Origin of the sequence: Oceanobacillus caeni (assembly GCF_042678465.1) — a bacterium.
GTDB classification, from domain to species: Bacteria; Bacillota; Bacilli; order Bacillales; family Amphibacillaceae; genus Oceanobacillus; species Oceanobacillus caeni.
Map to the genome: position 1 here is coordinate 68396 of NZ_JBHTKV010000005.1, position 17041 is coordinate 85436.

Sequence of the window (17041 nt, forward strand, 5' to 3'; positions counted from 1 at the left end):
CTACAGAAAAAGCTGCTACTTACATAACAGCTTTTTTCATGTTTTTTATTTTGTTCCGAACAACCTATCTCCTGCGTCACCAAGTCCTGGCACGATATAACCGTGATCATCAAGTCCTTCATCTAATGCTGCTAAGTAAATATCTACATCCGGATGCTCTTTCTTAATCACTTCTACACCTTCAGGGGCTGCTACTATGCACATAAGACGAATATTTTTTGCTCCGCGTTTTTTCAATGAGTGGATAGCATCGTTTGCTGAACCACCTGTGGCAAGCATTGGATCAATTACAATTAGTTCACGTTCTTCAATATCAGAAGGCAATTTAATGTAATACTCTACAGGTTGCAATGTTTCTGGGTCGCGATACAGTCCAACATGTCCTACTTTTGCCGCTGGGATTAGTTTACGCATTCCATCAACCATTCCTAATCCTGCACGTAAAATGGGGACAAGTCCAATCTTTTTCCCAGCTAGTATCTTCGCTTTTGCATTCATAACTGGTGTGTCTACATCTACTTCTTCTAATGGTAGGTCTCTTGTAATTTCAAAAGCCATTAACATTGCAACTTCATCAACAAGCTCTCTAAATTCCTTTGTACCAGTGTTTTTATTTCGAATATACGTTAATTTATGTTGAATTAATGGATGATCCAAAACGAATACATTGCCCATACTTTCCGTTCACTCCTTCAATTTTCATTCTATCAAATTGTACTTAAAAAATGATAGGGATTCAAGCTTTGCGGAATAATGTCGAAAAGAGTATTTTTTCAGTATTTTTTCTAAGGTTAATTAGGTTCGCTAGCTTGAATTGGTATTCATACTTTAAATATCAGCAATCACACTACTCTTATCAGCGGTTCCCGCACTCGATATCAGTAATTTCACTACACACCGGCATCCCATAAGTATATAACCAAAAAAGATGCTCCCCAACATGTTAAGGAACATCTTTCAAATCAATTATTTTTCGTACAATGGGAAATTAGCTGTTATAGCATTCACACGTTGTCTCGCTTCATTTAATACAGCTTCATCTTCGTGATTTTTCAATGTTTTCGCAATAATAGCTGCTACTTCTTTCATTTCTTCTTCGCCGAATCCACGAGAAGTAACTGCAGCAGTACCCATACGAACACCACTAGTTACGAACGGACTGTTTGTGTCAAATGGGATCGTGTTTTTATTTGTTGTAATTCCAATTTCATCAAGAATGTGTTCCGCTTCTTTTCCTGTAAGCCCAAGTGGAGTCACATCAACTAATAATAAATGGTTGTCGGTTCCACCTGAAACAATACGTAATCCTTCTTCGATAAATGCATCACTGAACGCTTTAGCATTTTTAATTATTTGTCCAGCATATTCCTTGAATTCATCTGATAAAGCCTCTTTAAAGCATACCGCTTTCGCCGCTATGATATGCATTAATGGTCCACCTTGAATACCAGGGAAAATGGATTTATCAATCATTTTTGCATATTTTTCTTTACATAAAATCATACCACCACGTGGTCCGCGTAATGTTTTATGAGTTGTTGTCGTTACGAAATCAGCATATGGTACTGGGTTGGGATGAAGATCTGCTGCAACTAATCCAGCAATGTGTGCCATATCCACCATTAAATATGCTCCAACTTCATCTGCAATTTCACGGAACTTTTTAAAATCAATGATACGAGAATATGCACTTGCACCAGCAATGATTAATTTCGGTTTCACTTCTTTTGCTTTTTCTAAAAGCGCATCGTAATCAATTTGTTCTGTTTCTTTGTCTACACCGTATTCCTCAAAATTGTAAAGTTTTCCACTAAAATTAACAGGGCTTCCATGTGTTAAGTGACCACCATGGTTTAAATTCATACCTAGAACTGTATCACCTGGTTCCAAAACAGCGAAGTATACACCCATATTTGCTTGCGAACCTGAATGTGGTTGCACGTTAGCATGTTCAGCACCGAATAATTTTTTGGCTCTGTCACGTGCGATGTCTTCTGCAACGTCTACGAATTCACAACCACCATAATATCTTTTTCCTGGGTAACCTTCCGCGTATTTATTCGTTAAAACTGTACCCATCGCTTCCATTACAGCTTCCGATACAAAGTTTTCTGATGCAATTAGTTCAATTTTATCTTTTTGACGTTGCCCTTCATCTTTAATCGCTTGATATAATTCCGGATCGTGCTTGATTACCTGGTCCATTTCTTTAGCCTCCTAGTGAGATTTTTTCCATCATTCACTTTTTTAAAAATTATGTTTCTATTGTAACGTGTATTGTTCGATTTTTAAATAGTAATTTTATAATATAGACAACGGCGATTCATCCATTTCATAAAAATCCGCACATTAACCACGAAAAAACAGTATTTCCTTTTTATTTTACTCTTGTATTCTCATAATTTGCCCGGATTCCACCAATTAATTTTGGTCTTGAATATGCTGCCGTAACCCTCGCTTCACCAATAAAGCGTTGTTTTAAACGTAATGGAACCGCAACATGTTTCAGATGCATGCCAATCATCGTTTCCCCAATATCGATTCCCGTATTTGCTGTAATTTGTTCGACAACGACAGGATCATCCATATATTTAAAGGCAAATGCAGCCATAGAGCCACCTGCTTTTGGTACTGGGACAACAGCAACTTCTTCCAAATTATAGGCTTGTAATGTTTTCCGTTCTACCACAAGGGCACGATTTAAATGCTCACAACATTGAAAGGCCAACGAAACTCCGGTTTTTTCCTTCAACTCCTTCATTCCTGTAAAAATAGCACTTGCTATTTCCTCACTACCAGAAGTTCCTATATGTTTCCCAGCAACTTCACTCGTTGAACAACCAATGACAAAGATATCTCCATCATGAAGATGTCCACTCTCTACCCATTCCTGAACAACTTCACTTATATTTTGTTGAATGTTTTGAATGTCATTCCCCACATCGTTCACCTCTCCACTATTTTAAAATTCATTTTATAATGAGGCTGTCCCAAGGTCTAGCCTTGAAACAGCCTCATTTTTATCGGACTTTTTGAACATCCTCTTTCACTTGAAATTGATGTATTTGTTGATTTAATTGTTGCGCATGCACTTCTATATTATAAGACAATTGTTCTACTTTATCTATTATAGCAGATTGTTCTTGTACGGCAGCATTAACTTCTTCTGCTCCTGCTGAAGTTTCTTCGGCAATCGCCGCAACTTCTTGTGATTGTCTAACTGTATTTTGGATTAGCTGTAATTGATTATCTACTAATCCCGATATGTTACCAATTTCCTCCGCAACGTCATTAACAGATTCTTCCATTTGACTAATCGCTTCATTGGTCTTTTTACCATTATTTGATTCTTTCTTCGCAACTTCAACATTCCCATTGATCTTATTTACAACAAGTTGAACATCACGTTGAATAGAAGAAATTAAGCTAGAAATGTTTTCTACCGCCTTCGCACTTTCGTCTGCTAACTTGCGAATTTCCTCTGCAACAACTGAAAAGCCCCGACCATGCTCGCCAGCCCTAGCCGCTTCAATCGATGCATTTAGTGCAAGCAGATTTGTCTGCCCAGCGATTTCTCCAACCATAGAAACAATAGATTCTACTTGTTTTGCATTTCGCTGCAAATGTTCAACATCTTTTAATGAAGCAACTTGTTCAGTTGCCAGTAGATTAATCCCATCTACTAATTGGTGAAAAACAAGTTTACTTTCCTTTAATGTTTGTAGCATTGTAATTGATTTTTCTTTAGATTGTTTAGCTTTATCTTGAACCTTCGCAGCCAAATCCGTAGCCATTTCCACAGACTCTGCCGTACTTTGAATCGCCCCAGCTGATTGCTCCGCTCCACTAGAAATCTCATCTATAGCCGTACTAATTGCTTGAGAATGCTCAGTGGATTAATTGGAGGTCTCTTTCATTAGTAATACCGCTTCGTTTGTATATTGAAAGTTTTTATTAATATCAAGAACGATTTGGTTTAGATTTTTAAGCATCGTATTCACAGAAACACTTAGATCCCTGATTTCATCATCTGAGCTTGGAATGGGAACTTCCTGATTTAAATTTCCGTTCGCTGCCTCTGAGGCGATTTCTGACAACTTTTCCAATGGTTTTGTAATAAGAAAGGCTGCAAAAAAGGCTAAAAGACCAGACCAAAATACTCCACCAAATAAGGTGAGAATGGTATACCAATGCAACGGTATCTGTATATACATTCGTACATAGTCATATAAAATATAAATGAAAAAGGCACTTGTTCCATACGTAATCATAGCTAATATCGTAATGAATAAAACCAATTTCAAGCGTAAACTAAAGCGATACTTTCTCCTCATAAGTTGCTCCCCCGATTATTGTTTTATCTTCTGAATTAGTAGGTCAATATATTGATCTAGTTCCTTTAAAGTATTTTGGTAAATGGTCAAACTTCCACCGAACGGATCCGATATATCGTAATTAATTAAGCTAGCTTCCAAGCTGCGAATCGTTGCAATATCTTCTTGTAATAGTTGATCCGTTAAAATTTCTAATTCATACTCTGGTAGTTTGCTATTTTGCTGTTTGATTTGCAAACGTTTCTCTTCTAAGACCGCATACGCCTTTTTCAATTCATCCCACACTCTTTTATCGGAATCAAGTACAAATTCCTTTAGCGTATAATACTTTTCTTGTTGATTTGGAAAATCCATAATCAAAGATTGTTTATGCTGTGAGGTCATTGTTAACACAACATCCGCCCATGTTAACAATGGTATTGTCACTGGTTGAGACTTATGATCTATATCAATATTATGTTCTTTTAATACTTGAACTGTCTTATCATTTGCTCGCTGATTATAACCCGCAAAGATGCCTGCTGATTGCACCTCGACTTCTGGCAGTTTATTTTTTAATAGGGCTTCTGCCATCGGACTACGACATGTATTTCCCGTACATACAAATAAAATTTTCATAATGGTACCTCCATTTTGTTCTCCTTTTCACAATCTCATAATTCAAATATATCACATTCTAATCCAACATTGTTCAAATTTTTGTCAAAAACCTAACTAAAGGCGCTTTCAAAAAAAGGATAAAAAGAACCGAGCTCGGACACGGGCGATAGTAATAGATTTTCCATTATTTCCTATTGAAAAAACATCGAATGTCATTTTTACGAGACCTTTTGAACACCCTCTAAAGAGAAAAGGACCCTTGCCTTAACAAGAATCCTTAACCTATTAATAAATTCAAACCAAACCCACATAAAATACTTCCACCAAGTATTTCACTATATATTCCCAAAAATCCGTGCACTTTTCGTCCTAAAAGGAGCCCAATCCAGGTAAGTAACATACTTATAACACCAAAAGTGATGATAACAATCGCAGTTTTGGCACCGTACATTCCTAAACCTAAACCAACTGAAAAACTATCCAAGCTCACGGTAAAAGCAATTGCTAATAACCCAAATCCTTTAGGGTCTAACATTTGCTTAGAGTCATGAATAAAGGCATTAATGATCATCTGAATCCCAATTCCTAGTAACAACACACCCCCAGCTAGTACTGCAAAGTTTCCAATCGCACCAGATATAAATTTTCCTAAAATAATTCCGATTAATGGCATCATGATGTGGAATACTCCAATTGCTAGTCCGACTAAAGCAATTCGTTTTAGTCGCAACTTTTGCATTCCCAATCCAAGACTTACCGAGAAAGCATCCATTCCTAAAGCAAATGCCATAAAAAGAAAGGAAATTATTTCTTCTATGTAGGATCCAGTCATAAATTAACCCCCTAGAGCATGCTTGTAAACTATATGCATGTCCTAGGGGGAATATGAGTGGATGGTATATGAAGTTATATTCTCTTATCAAATTCCTTCTACTATATATTCTGTTGCTGCCTTTTGTAATCGATTCATGACCGCCTGACCAACCCCTGAATCGGAAAAAGCTTCACAAATGATAAGGTCAACATCACCCTGTTTATATTTACGTAATCCATCATATAGATGAGTAGCAATTTCATGGATGTTATCCCCAAGTGGATAGCTATCTTCAACTTCAAGTTTTGCAGATGTTTGTGAACTAGCGAGCACTCCTATTTTTTTCCCTTTTTCACGCTCATCATTAATTAACTGTTGAATTTTTTCCACAGATCCTTTGACTAACCACATAGGTACTTCTGGGGAATAGTGGCGATACTTCATTCCCGGTGCTTTTGGCTTTTCGTTTTTATTCGCAAGGGATGGGTCCACTATTACCGTTCCGACTACTTCTTCTAATTGCTCTTTCGTCACTCCACCTGGTCTAAGGATAATGGGGATAACTTGTGTACAGTCGAGGACAGTAGATTCTACCCCTACACCAGTCGCACCGCCATCTAATAATCCGGATATTTTACCTTGCAAATCTTCCCATACGTGATCCGCTAATGTCGGACTAGGTTTTCCCGAAACATTGGCACTAGGTGCTGCAATTGGGATATCACATGTTTTCAATAACTCCCTAGCAACAGGGTGATCCGGAATTCGAACTCCTACTGTGGATAATCCTGCCGTGACATTTTCCGCACATGTCCCATTTGTTGGTAAAATATATGTTATTGGACCTGGTGAAAAAAGATCCATTAACTTTTCAGCATATGGTGGAATATTATCCACAAGTCTTTTTAATTGTTCCTTTGTCGCAACATGTGCAATTAGTGGATTATCCTGTGGACGGCCTTTCGCTGTAAAAATCTTTGCTACCGCATTTTCGTTCGTCGCATCCGCACCAAGACCATATACGGTTTCAGTAGGGAAAGCCACTGTTTCACCCGATCTTAGTAGCGCCGCAGCCTCCTCTATTGCATCCTTATCCATTGACTCGTTTATCGTTACATTCCATCGTTTTGTTTCCATATCACTAGTTCCCTCTTTTCTCTATTTCTATATTTTAGAGGAATGAGGGAAAATAATAAAGCATGAAGAAATTATCCACAAGGGCTTTCCCATCATTTAAACTCTTTTCACTTACATTTGTCGTTTTATACACATATATGTCGAATTGCCAACAGTTTTCTAACAAGTTATGCACAAGAGCTTGTGGATTGTGTGCATATGTTTTTAAAATTTTCCATACAATTCGGTCCGTTCTTCCTATAAAGTTGACTTCCATCAGTGGACAACCCCATCTTCATTATTAAGAAACGTTATATGTCCACCAACTTCCTTTTTTAAGTGGATATTTGTCCACAAAACTCGCATCTTTTTGTGGATGGAATTGCAGCGCTTCCAATAATATATCCACAACTGGTTGATGACTGTGTACATAAACACTTTTTGCTTTCAAAGACTTTGCGATTGTTAAAATAGATTCCAGTAATACTGGTAATTTATTTGCTTCGGTTCTTGTAATATATAATTGTTTTAACCAATAAGCATCTTTTTCATCCATTTCATCTAAAATAAAACAACCTTCAATTTTGGAATTAATTTTTACCACGAATCCCTTTTCCACTAAACTATTCCTATCTAGATTTTCATTCCGCTTAAAAAAGTCCTCTAACATCACATCTGAAACTTCATTTGCCGGTATAATATGCATGTTCGTCACCCCTTCTATTAAATGTAATAGATTGATTCTTTCTGTTTCTATCATCCTATGCACGAAATAGAGGAACTATGACCATCCTAACCATTCAAATAAGAAAAATTTTACTTCCTTTTCTTCTTCTTCCTGCTCTTCTTCTAATTCCAATTCTTCTGCCTCTTCTGCATCCGCTGCAGACACACTCGTTCCAAATGAGAAGTCTAGGAAGCATAGCGGTGGAAATAATACGCACCACCAGTTATCCCCTTTCCCTTCTCCAATGGTAATTAAAATTGCTTCATATTTTCCCGCAGGATATAAGTAAGAATCATAGAGTTTTGTTGGGAATTCTACATTTTTGCCATATTCAACCGTGAATTCATTTTCAAATCCTTCTTCTTCTATTACGTTGGCTACAATTTCTTCCACTTCCGGCAATCTATTTTGAATTAATTGACGTGCTTCTTCAATATCTGTCATATATTCAACCCAGCTAGATACTTCTTTGTTTACTTCATCCCTAACTTTACGTTTTAATTCTTGATCCTTATCGTCATCACTATTTGCTAAAATACGAAGACGAATCGCTTCATCTGGAATCACTTGATACTCCTGATCTATTCCTTTCCCTTGACTAGTACCTGTGTTTGGAAAAGTAAAAAATAATATAATAAATATAAATGCGGTAAATAATAATTTTTTCATCTTTATTTTCCTCCCCTGTTCTCTTAATTCTATTATGGACAGGAGGGAAGTATTTTAAACTAGTAATCTACTATTTATTTTTAATCTTTGATCTAATCAAGTGACAATAGCAACTTTCTTTGTTATGGTTAGTTTGTAAGTGCTTCATTTAATATAAAGATTTACTACTAGGGGTGCCCAAAAGGTGTGGGCTGAGAGGGAAGCGAATACACTTCCTGACTCTTATGAACCTGATCTGGATAATACCAGCGGAGGGAAGTAGTCGGACGTTTCCATTTCAATCTGTCCACCTATTTCAGCTTATCAAGCCAGGTTCAATAAGAATCTGGCTTTTTTGGTGGGTAAAAATGGATATACGCTTTTACTACCTCTAGTAATCTAGGGAGGTATGGGATGAATCGAACACGTTTATTAACTACAATGGCTGTGCTTATCGCAATGGGAACATTCACAGCTCAGCTTGTCTGGTTTCCAGCAGGTATTGCGAGAGCATATCCTGTCCAGCATGCAATTAATATTGTTGCAGCTGTGACACTTGGACCGGGGCCAGCAGTGATTATCGCTTTTATGATTAGTCTGCTTCGTAATTTGCTCGGCCTTGGAACATTATTAGCTTTTCCAGGAAGCATGATTGGTGCATTTTTGGCAGCTTACTTTTATAGAATGTCGGGGAAAAATGCATTGGCCGCTCTTGGAGAAAGTATCGGCAGCGGAGTTATTGGCGCACTCTTCGCTGTGCCATTTGCCTATATCTTTATGGGAAATTCAGTTGGTGCTCTAGCGTTTGTACCGCCATTTATTGTAAGCAGTACAACAGGAGCAATCATCGGTGTGTTTATCGTATCACGAATGAAGATTAAAAATATAATACGAATTTAACTATGAAACTACTAACAAAAGCAAGGAGGCTTTTTCAATGACTTTCACAGACGAATTAAGAAAAGAAAACGACGATATTTATCAACTTATTTTTAATCACCCTTTTGTTCAAGGGATAGGAAAAGGGGAACTTCCTAAACAAGCGGTTGAACATTATATTAAAGCTGATTTTGAATTTTTAAATGCATTTGTACAGGTGTATAGTATCGCACTCTCCAAATCTACAAACCGAGAGGATATGGCATATTTTCATGAGCAAATTCAGTTTACACTGTATGATGAAGTCCAGCCACATCTAAACTTCTCAGATTATATAGGAGTTCGTTTTGAAGATCTCCAAGGTCACCCACTCCCACCATCAGGAGATCATTATATTAAGCATATGCTCTACCATGCTAATATGGGGAGTTTAGGTGAAACCTTAAGTGCATTATTGCCTTGTCCTTGGACGTATTTGGAAATTGGACAGGAATTAATAAAAAAATATCAGCCAACGAAGGACCACCCTTTCTATAAATGGATTCACTTTTACGCAGAATCCGGTCACGAGACAGAGCAAATGCGGAAACGATTAGACGCTTTTGCAGCTAATGCTTCCACGGAAGAGAAGTTACGGATGAAGGATGCCTTTCGCAAAAGCTGTCAACTTGAATTAGCATTTTGGGAAATGTCTTATACATGTGAGGAATGGCCTAGTAACAAGGCGGTGACACAATAATGGAAAAAGTTGCAACAGCGCTCACAATCGCTGGAACAGACCCTAGTGGTGGAGCTGGAATCCAGGCAGATTTAAAAACATTCCAAGAAGTACAAAGCTACGGCATGTCTGTCATCACATCTGTCGTAGCCCAAAATACAACAGGAGTACAAGCAATTCACCACGTACCATTAGAAATGATTGAACAACAACTAGATGCTGTTATTTCGGATATACCAATCCTTGCATTTAAGACAGGAATGATTGCAAACATAGATATGATGAAAGTAATTGCGGAAAAAATCCCACAAATCCGCGCCCCATATGTAATGGATCCCGTTATGGTTGCAACAAGTGGAGATGCTTTAATTGAAGCGGAGGCTCGTGACTTTTTACGCGAGCGCCTTTTACCTTTCACATCACTTGTGACACCGAATATTCCAGAAGCGGAATTTTTGACAGGGGAAAAGATTGATTCAACGGATGATATGAAGCAAGCTGCAGTAGTATTAGTGGAGAGGTTTGGTGCCGGGGCCGCTTTAGTCAAAGGTGGGCATATGGAGGGAGAAGCAACAGATTTTCTTTATGATGGTTCAAGCCTTCACACATTTTCATCGGAGAGAATTGACACGAAGAATACGCACGGAACGGGTTGTACGTATTCAGCTGCGATTACTGCCTATTTAAGTCAGGGATTAAATTTATATGAAGCGGTAAAGGCTGGAAAACATTTTGTCACAGCAGCAATTGCCGACTCCTTTACCTTAGGTTCTGGTCATGGACCGACGAATCACTGGGCAATTAGGAAGGAGAAAGTGAAGCAATGAATCCAGTTATCATTCAAAACATTCGAGAAAAAACACCACTCATTCATCATTTGACAAATCAAGTTGTCATGAATTTTACTGCGAATGGCCTATTAGCATTTGGCGGAGCACCTATCATGGCAAAATCCGAAGTAGAAGCATATGACATGGCTCAAGCTTCAGATGGGGTTCTCATCAATATTGGAACGATTACAGAAGCGGAAGTAAAAGCAATGATCCTCGCTGGTAAAGCTGCGAATGAAAAAGGAATCCCAGTCGTGCTTGATCCAGTTGGTGTTGCCGCAACAGCCTTTCGAACAGACATTGTGAAGCAAATCTTAGCCGAAGTACAGCCAACGGTGATTAAAGGAAATGCGGGAGAACTTGCCAATCTTGCTCACATTCCTTGGCAATCAAAAGGGGTTGAATCAATCGGTGATGGAAATACGGAGGAGATTGCGCAAAAGGTTGCTGAGATGTATCGCACAGCCGCTATTGTTACAGGAAAGATTGATACCATCTGTAATGGGAATCAAATCATTCAAAATGAAACAGGGCATGCATTTTTAACGAAAGTAACAGGTGCTGGTTGTTTACTCGGTTCCATCATCACAGCTTGTCTAACAACAAATCATCCGACTCTAGAACAAGCATTAACAGCCGTACAATTTTATGGATTAGCAGCGGAATACGCTGCTTCTCGTCCGGATGTTCATGGTCCTGGAACCTTCTTACCAAATTTTATCGATGCTCTTTCATTAGAACCGGAAGACCTAGAAAGGAGAGCATAAATAAAATGCCAGATTCCATCAAGAAAAGTTTACGGAAATATTTTATCATGGGCAGTCAGAATTGCACGAGAAATCCGGTTGAAATACTAGAAGCTGCAGTTGAAGCTGGGATTACCGCCTTTCAATTTCGTGAGAAAGGAGAAGGTTCTCTAAAAGGCGAAGCTAAAATTGAGTTAGGTAAACAGTTACGAGCTGTTTGCCATAAAGCAGGCATTCCGTTTATCGTCAATGACGATGTAGAGCTTGTAGACTTGTTGGATGCGGATGGGATTCATGTTGGACAAGATGATCAATCTGCTCAGGATTTAAGAAGGGTTTTTCCTAATAAATGGATTGGCCTTTCTGTCTCTAACGCAAATGAACTTGAAAACAGTCCGCTTGCTTATGTAGACTACATAGGCGCGGGGCCTATTTTTCACACATCAACCAAAACAGACGCTAAAGCCGCTGTTGGGTTGAAGTGGATTTCCACATTAAGAAGAGAGTTTCCAAGTCTTCCAATCGTCGGAATTGGTGGAATTACTACAGAAAACGCCGCTTCTGTCATGGAGGCAGGGGCTGACGGTGTGTCCATTATTACCGCGATTACAAGAGCAGAAAATATAGAACGGGCAGTTAAATTATTATAATGTAGAGGGTGGCAAACCTAACTTGGTTTGCCACCCCTTTTTTCATTTATAGGCACGCAGATACGATACGATCTTTTCCGTTGATGTCTTGTATGGTTTGTATCTTACTTTCAGGAAAGTTTGTTTGAATTAATTGATGTACAGCAGTACTCTGTGCATGCCCTATCTCAAAAACCATCCTTTTCAGATTAGGAATTTGCCTAGCTTGTTCAATGATGGTTCGATAAGCTGCAAGTCCTTCCTCTTCAGCAAATAATGCTAGGGATGGGTCAAAGTTTTTTACCGTATCCGCTAATAGTTTTTCTTCCGACTTCGCTATATAAGGTGGGTTTGATACAAGTACGTCAATATGGATGTTCCCTTCCACAAATGGCTGTAGAAAATCCCCTTTTAAAAAATTCACTTCCGCATGTAATGTTTCTGCATTTCTTTTCGCTACTTCCAAAGCTTTCTCTGAAATATCCGATGCATAAACAGTTGTTTGTGGCAATTCTGATTTTAAAGTAGTTGCAATAATGCCACTACCCGTTCCAATATCAGCAATCGTTAAAGGTTCGTTTTTCACTTGATTAATAACATGCTCGACAAGCTCTTCGGTTTCCGGTCTTGGAATCAGCACATGTTCATTCACTGCAAATTTCCGTCCATAAAACCACTCATATCCGATTATATGTTGGACCGGAATTCCAGTTTCTGCATGCCTTTGGATATCCACTTTTATTCGTTTTATTTTTTCTTCTGGAATTTCATCCTGCATCATCATGAAATATTGACTTCTTGATATATTTAAATGATGTTGAATTAATATTTCCGCAACCCTTGGTTCTCGATTATGGTTTTCTAAAAAAAGAGAAGCCCAATTTTGGACTTCGTATAATTTTTCACTCATCTTATTCACCAATTTGCTCTAACTTTTTCGCCTGTTCTTCTACTTGCAAGGCATCCACAAATTCGTCTAATTTTCCTTCTAAAATTTGGTCCAATTTTTGAATCGTTAATCCGATTCGGTGATCGGTTACACGGTTTTGCGGGAAATTATACGTACGAATGCGTTCTGAACGGTCCCCCGTACCAACTGCTGATTTTCTCGTTTCATCATATTCAGCTTGGGCTTCTTGCTGGAACTTATCATAGATTCTCGCACGTAACACCTTCATTGCTTTTTCTTTGTTCTTGATTTGGGATTTTTCATCCTGAATCGAAACAACAATACCTGTTGGAATATGTGTTAAACGAACGGCTGACATTGTGGTGTTAACACTTTGCCCACCGGGACCACTAGATGCAAAGGTATCCACACGAATATCTTTATCATGCACTTCCACCTCTACCTCTTCAGCCTCCGGTAACACCGCAACTGTTGCTGTTGAAGTATGAATTCTACCACCGGATTCTGTTTCAGGAACACGCTGAACACGGTGTGCACCATTTTCGAATTTCAATTTGGAGTATGCACCATTCCCGTTAACCATAAAGATAATTTCTTTATATCCACCAACACCTGTTGTGTGCGCCTCCATTACCTCTATCTTCCAACCTTGATTCTCCGCATAGCGAGAATACATACGATAAAGATCACCAGCAAATAATGCAGCTTCATCCCCACCTGCAGCACCACGAATTTCTATGAATACGTTCTTGTCGTCATTCGGGTCTTTAGGTAGAAGTAAGATTTTCATTTTTTCTTCTAACTCTTCTTTTGCAGTAGAAAGCTCTTGGATTTCTTCCTTTGTCATTTCATACATCTCATCATCCAAGTCTTCTTCTAGCATTTCTTTTGCATCTTTTAATTGTTTATCAATATCTTTATACTCACGGTATGCTTGAACAACATCCGACAAATCCGACTGTTCTTTCGAATATTCACGAAGCTTCTTTGTATCATTCACGATTTCTGGATCGCTAAGAAGTTCATTTAACTTATTATAACGATCTTCTAATGTCTGTAAACGATCAATCATCACGTACACCTCTTTCTGATTACCAGTAATATTATATTATACACAGTGGGTTGGGGTCAAAGTATTTTGGAAAGTGATTGAGCGTTTGGTTCAGCTGTGATAGCCTGTCCCACGATTGCGTTCCTTCGTTTTTCCTGAAGTCAAGATAAGCATGTACACTTTCGACTATATAAGAATGTACAATGGAGAGGGATGAGTGCCTGAAGCGGGAAAAATCCTAAGGTAAAGGGCACTCATGGATGGGATGAGTGACCGAATGAGTCTTCCGTAATAGCCTAACCTTCATTATTTAATGATTATTTCCTGCACGGTACAAATCCTTTAATCGTATTTCTTCCGTACTGTCTTTATATTGAATGGTTATTTTGTCTTCGTCTGTTAGTTTCTTTTCCTTACCATTTGGCAGTAATAATGTGTTTTCATCTAAGAAAGTATACGTAATGTCAGTTCCGCCTTGTTGGGCAATGGCCAACTCAGAGTGGATATTCCAGTTTTTATCCGCAAAGATATTCCAGTTTTCATAAATAATAATCAAGTCGGTATAATCCTGATTCTCTTGTTGTTCCATAGCTAAAAGATAACGGTTGTCCTTTTTTGACTTAAAGTTCAGCGTAGCTATATTATTTTGTTTTTGAACAGTTGTTTGCACATTATTTTCATCCGCTATCCACATGTGGACAAACAGAAAGTAATAACCAATAGATATAATAAGAAAAAGCCCTAGTAGTGATCCAGCAACGGTGAAGATCTTTTTCCTATTTTTGGATCGTATCTTTTTAAAATAATCGATATTCCTCTTCTGATCTTTTTGTTCATTGGTACGTTCTATCAGAAAGTCTTCCTGCATTCCCTTTACATACTCGCGACAATCGTCACATTGCTCCATATGTTTTTGCATTTGTCTATTGGTCTCTTCACTCGTTAGGTTCTCCATATAGCTCGGTACTAAATCTTTAAAAACGTCATGGTTCATAACTCGTATCATCCTTTCGTATTTGTTGTTTGGCACGATAAAATGTTACTCGTGCCCAGTTTTCTGTTTCTCCGAAAATGGAGCCAATTTCCTTAAAAGATAAATCACCTAATAACCTGAGATAAAGTATTTCACGTTTTGTTTCACTAAGCTGGTGTGCCTTTTTAAAAAAGTTAATTTTGTCTTCATTTCTAAAATATTCTTCTTCAAGATTATAAAATAAAGTACTTTCATCGCTCAGTGAGTTCACAAGCTGGTGCTTTTTCTTTGTACGATTAACTTCTTGCAGCCAAACATTTTTTGCGATGGCACATAACCACGTGGAAAATTTCGCCTTTCCATTATCATGAAAGTTATCAATGGACTTAATTGCTTGATAAAACGTCTCTTGCGTTAATTCCTCGGCAGCATGTTCATCATTTGTCAGGGTTAATAAATATCTAAAAATAAAGTCCGCATAATCCTGATATATATTGTCTTTATCCACAAGTTACCTCCTTTCGTATGTAGGATAATTATCAGTTGATTACCAACAAGCTTCTAAAAAAGTCTAATCAGCTATATATCCCAAAATGTGTTAATTCGTTACAAAATTTTTCTGCCACGCTTTGAAACAAGGAGCTCTATCTCCCTACACAAACCAAAAAAGAGGGCTATTATCCGCCCTCTTTTCCTTAAGCTTAAACTACCATATTCGATTCATCCAGTCCTTTTTCATACTACCCGTTTGATATATTGTCTACTCTTCCACATAAGGAATCGTTAATGGACCAAGCGGAAGGACGGCAACTGTCATATCTTCTCCATACGTTTCTTTTAACAGTTCCAATGTTTTTTCAATATTATGTGTTGGCTTAAGCATGGCACCTTTAACCTGTTCATCCGTTAATTTGGAATAAACATAAACATCAGCCCATGTTTGAATAACTGCTTGCTTCTGAACTTGCCATTGATCCATCATCTTAAATTTTGGATCGTTAATCATTTCTAATAATTCATGCGGGCTATTGGCCATTCCGAAAATCTTAGAGAAATTGCCGTGATCTGGGAGTCCATCTGAACATTCCGAAGCAACAATAATCGAGCCGCCTTTTTTCACAATCTTGTGTGCTGCACTCATCCCTTTTACCGCTTGATACAGGTTTTGATCAAGTGGGTAACCAGAATTTGACGTAATAACGACATCAAACCTTTCCTCACATCGATACATAGCGTGTTCTTTTGCGAATTCACAACCAACATTATGTGCCTCATAAAGCTCACCAGCAAAGACATTTGTAATTTCCTTTTCCCGGTTAAGCGTAACATTTAACATAAAGTCCGGCTTACACATACCATTAATTTCACGTGTCATATCCTGAACTGGATTATTCTCCATATTTCCCCAAGTTGCTAAGGGATCTCCTATCATTCTAGCATTATGGAATGTCATGATTGTTTCTAATCCCGCGATTCCTGGCATGATTCCTTTAGGCCCACCGGAAAAACCAGCAAAGAAGTGTGGTTCAATGAATCCTGTTACAATTTTAAAATCCGATTCCACATAATTTTTATTTAAATAAACATCACAACCGAATCTACTTTCTCCAACTTTGACAAGTGTATCCTTATCGTGGCAGTTATTATTTACGATTCGAATATTGTCAACGATCCATTCCCCAAGCATTTGGATAAATTCTTCTCGTGTTTGTTCTCGATGTGTCCCAGTTCCATTGATGATGACGAAGTTCTCCAACGGTACATGATCTAATTCCTCTATTAATAAGGGTACTAATATATGATTTGGAGTAGGTCTTGTAATGTCACTAATAACTATCGACACCGTATCTGTTGATTGTACCGATTCCTTTAAAGCTGCTGTCCCTATCGGATTTCTTAATGCCTTGCGTATCGCTTCTTTTTCATCATCTAATTTCTTTAGATTTTTCGGTTCAATTTCTAAAGATTGATCAGGTAAATCTAGTATAAGCCCTTCTCTTCCATATAATAATTCTTTTTTCATTTATATCCCTACCTTGTTGTCATTCTATATCTAGTATACTACA

General features: G+C 38.0%; 20 protein-coding genes and 1 riboswitch. Of the genes, 5 read left to right on the forward strand and 15 right to left on the reverse strand.

Going from position 1 to position 17041, the window contains the following annotated elements:
• Window positions 1-45: 45 nt before the first annotated feature.
• The 10 genes from upp to spoIIR form a co-directional block, all read right to left on the reverse strand.
• On the reverse strand, window positions 46-675 hold the full coding sequence (gene upp / locus ACFQ18_RS05665) for a uracil phosphoribosyltransferase (RefSeq protein ID WP_047186711.1): 630 nt from the start codon (window positions 673-675) through the stop codon (window positions 46-48).
• Window positions 676-966: 291 nt separating this feature from the next.
• A complete protein-coding gene (locus ACFQ18_RS05670) occupies window positions 967-2205 on the reverse strand; it encodes a serine hydroxymethyltransferase (protein ID WP_060668173.1) in 1239 nt (412 codons plus the stop codon).
• A 172-nt stretch (window positions 2206-2377) separates the two neighbouring features.
• Window positions 2378-2929 carry a TIGR01440 family protein gene (locus ACFQ18_RS05675; RefSeq protein WP_204798024.1) on the reverse strand — a complete coding sequence of 184 codons (552 nt, stop codon included), beginning with the start codon at window positions 2927-2929 and terminating at the stop codon, window positions 2378-2380.
• 91 nt (window positions 2930-3020) lie between these two features.
• The gene (locus ACFQ18_RS05680; protein ID WP_379565923.1) at window positions 3021-3794 is read right to left on the reverse strand and encodes a methyl-accepting chemotaxis protein; all 774 of its coding nucleotides are present in this window, start codon (window positions 3792-3794) and stop codon (window positions 3021-3023) included.
• Window positions 3795-3896: 102 nt separating this feature from the next.
• Entirely contained in the window at window positions 3897-4334 is a 438-nt protein-coding gene (locus ACFQ18_RS05685) for a HAMP domain-containing protein (protein ID WP_379565925.1), read from the reverse strand.
• Between the two features lie 15 nt (window positions 4335-4349).
• On the reverse strand, window positions 4350-4952 hold the full coding sequence (locus ACFQ18_RS05690) for a low molecular weight protein arginine phosphatase (protein WP_047186708.1): 603 nt from the start codon (window positions 4950-4952) through the stop codon (window positions 4350-4352).
• Between the two features lie 259 nt (window positions 4953-5211).
• Entirely contained in the window at window positions 5212-5766 is a 555-nt protein-coding gene (locus ACFQ18_RS05695) for a manganese efflux pump MntP (protein WP_204797993.1), read from the reverse strand.
• A gap of 87 nt (window positions 5767-5853) precedes the next feature.
• Window positions 5854-6885, reverse strand: coding sequence for an L-threonylcarbamoyladenylate synthase (locus tag ACFQ18_RS05700; RefSeq protein WP_204797992.1), 1032 nt, complete (start codon window positions 6883-6885; stop codon window positions 5854-5856).
• A 280-nt stretch (window positions 6886-7165) separates the two neighbouring features.
• Window positions 7166-7570, reverse strand: a complete 405-nt coding sequence (locus ACFQ18_RS05705; protein WP_145523402.1) for a hypothetical protein — start codon at window positions 7568-7570, stop codon at window positions 7166-7168.
• 75 nt (window positions 7571-7645) lie between these two features.
• Window positions 7646-8260, reverse strand: coding sequence for a stage II sporulation protein R (gene spoIIR, locus ACFQ18_RS05710; RefSeq protein WP_047186703.1), 615 nt, complete (start codon window positions 8258-8260; stop codon window positions 7646-7648).
• Window positions 8261-8419: 159 nt separating this feature from the next.
• Window positions 8420-8534, forward strand: a riboswitch (TPP riboswitch).
• A gap of 119 nt (window positions 8535-8653) precedes the next feature.
• Between spoIIR and thiW the strand changes: the two genes are divergently transcribed.
• From thiW to thiE, 5 genes are read left to right on the forward strand one after another with little or no spacing between them, the layout of a single operon-like run.
• A complete protein-coding gene (gene thiW / locus ACFQ18_RS05715) occupies window positions 8654-9139 on the forward strand; it encodes an energy coupling factor transporter S component ThiW (protein ID WP_204797991.1) in 486 nt (161 codons plus the stop codon).
• 37 nt (window positions 9140-9176) lie between these two features.
• Window positions 9177-9857: a thiaminase II gene (gene tenA / locus ACFQ18_RS05720; RefSeq protein ID WP_060668178.1), complete on the forward strand. Its 681-nt coding sequence runs from the start codon at window positions 9177-9179 to the stop codon at window positions 9855-9857.
• Complete coding sequence (gene thiD / locus ACFQ18_RS05725; RefSeq protein WP_204797990.1) at window positions 9857-10663, forward strand: bifunctional hydroxymethylpyrimidine kinase/phosphomethylpyrimidine kinase; 807 nt, start codon at window positions 9857-9859, stop codon at window positions 10661-10663. The genes tenA and thiD overlap by 1 nt, the downstream gene beginning before the upstream one ends.
• On the forward strand, window positions 10660-11433 hold the full coding sequence (thiM, locus tag ACFQ18_RS05730; protein WP_204797989.1) for a hydroxyethylthiazole kinase: 774 nt from the start codon (window positions 10660-10662) through the stop codon (window positions 11431-11433). The genes thiD and thiM overlap by 4 nt, the downstream gene beginning before the upstream one ends.
• Window positions 11434-11438: 5 nt before the next feature.
• Window positions 11439-12062, forward strand: a complete 624-nt coding sequence (thiE, locus tag ACFQ18_RS05735) for a thiamine phosphate synthase (protein ID WP_204797988.1) — start codon at window positions 11439-11441, stop codon at window positions 12060-12062.
• Window positions 12063-12108: 46 nt separating this feature from the next.
• Here the strand turns inward: thiE and prmC are convergent, their stop codons facing one another.
• From prmC to larA, 5 genes are all read right to left on the reverse strand, one after another.
• Complete coding sequence (prmC, locus tag ACFQ18_RS05740) at window positions 12109-12951, reverse strand: peptide chain release factor N(5)-glutamine methyltransferase (protein ID WP_204797987.1); 843 nt, start codon at window positions 12949-12951, stop codon at window positions 12109-12111.
• Between the two features lies 1 nt (window position 12952).
• The gene (gene prfA, locus ACFQ18_RS05745) at window positions 12953-14023 is read right to left on the reverse strand and encodes a peptide chain release factor 1 (RefSeq protein ID WP_047186696.1); all 1071 of its coding nucleotides are present in this window, start codon (window positions 14021-14023) and stop codon (window positions 12953-12955) included.
• A 289-nt stretch (window positions 14024-14312) separates the two neighbouring features.
• Entirely contained in the window at window positions 14313-14996 is a 684-nt protein-coding gene (locus ACFQ18_RS05750; RefSeq protein ID WP_204797986.1) for a zf-HC2 domain-containing protein, read from the reverse strand.
• Window positions 14986-15483 carry an RNA polymerase sigma factor gene (locus tag ACFQ18_RS05755; protein ID WP_060668184.1) on the reverse strand — a complete coding sequence of 166 codons (498 nt, stop codon included), beginning with the start codon at window positions 15481-15483 and terminating at the stop codon, window positions 14986-14988. The genes ACFQ18_RS05750 and ACFQ18_RS05755 overlap by 11 nt, the downstream gene beginning before the upstream one ends.
• Window positions 15484-15735: 252 nt before the next feature.
• A complete protein-coding gene (gene larA / locus ACFQ18_RS05760; RefSeq protein ID WP_047186693.1) occupies window positions 15736-16998 on the reverse strand; it encodes a nickel-dependent lactate racemase in 1263 nt (420 codons plus the stop codon).
• Window positions 16999-17041: the final 43 nt, after the last annotated feature.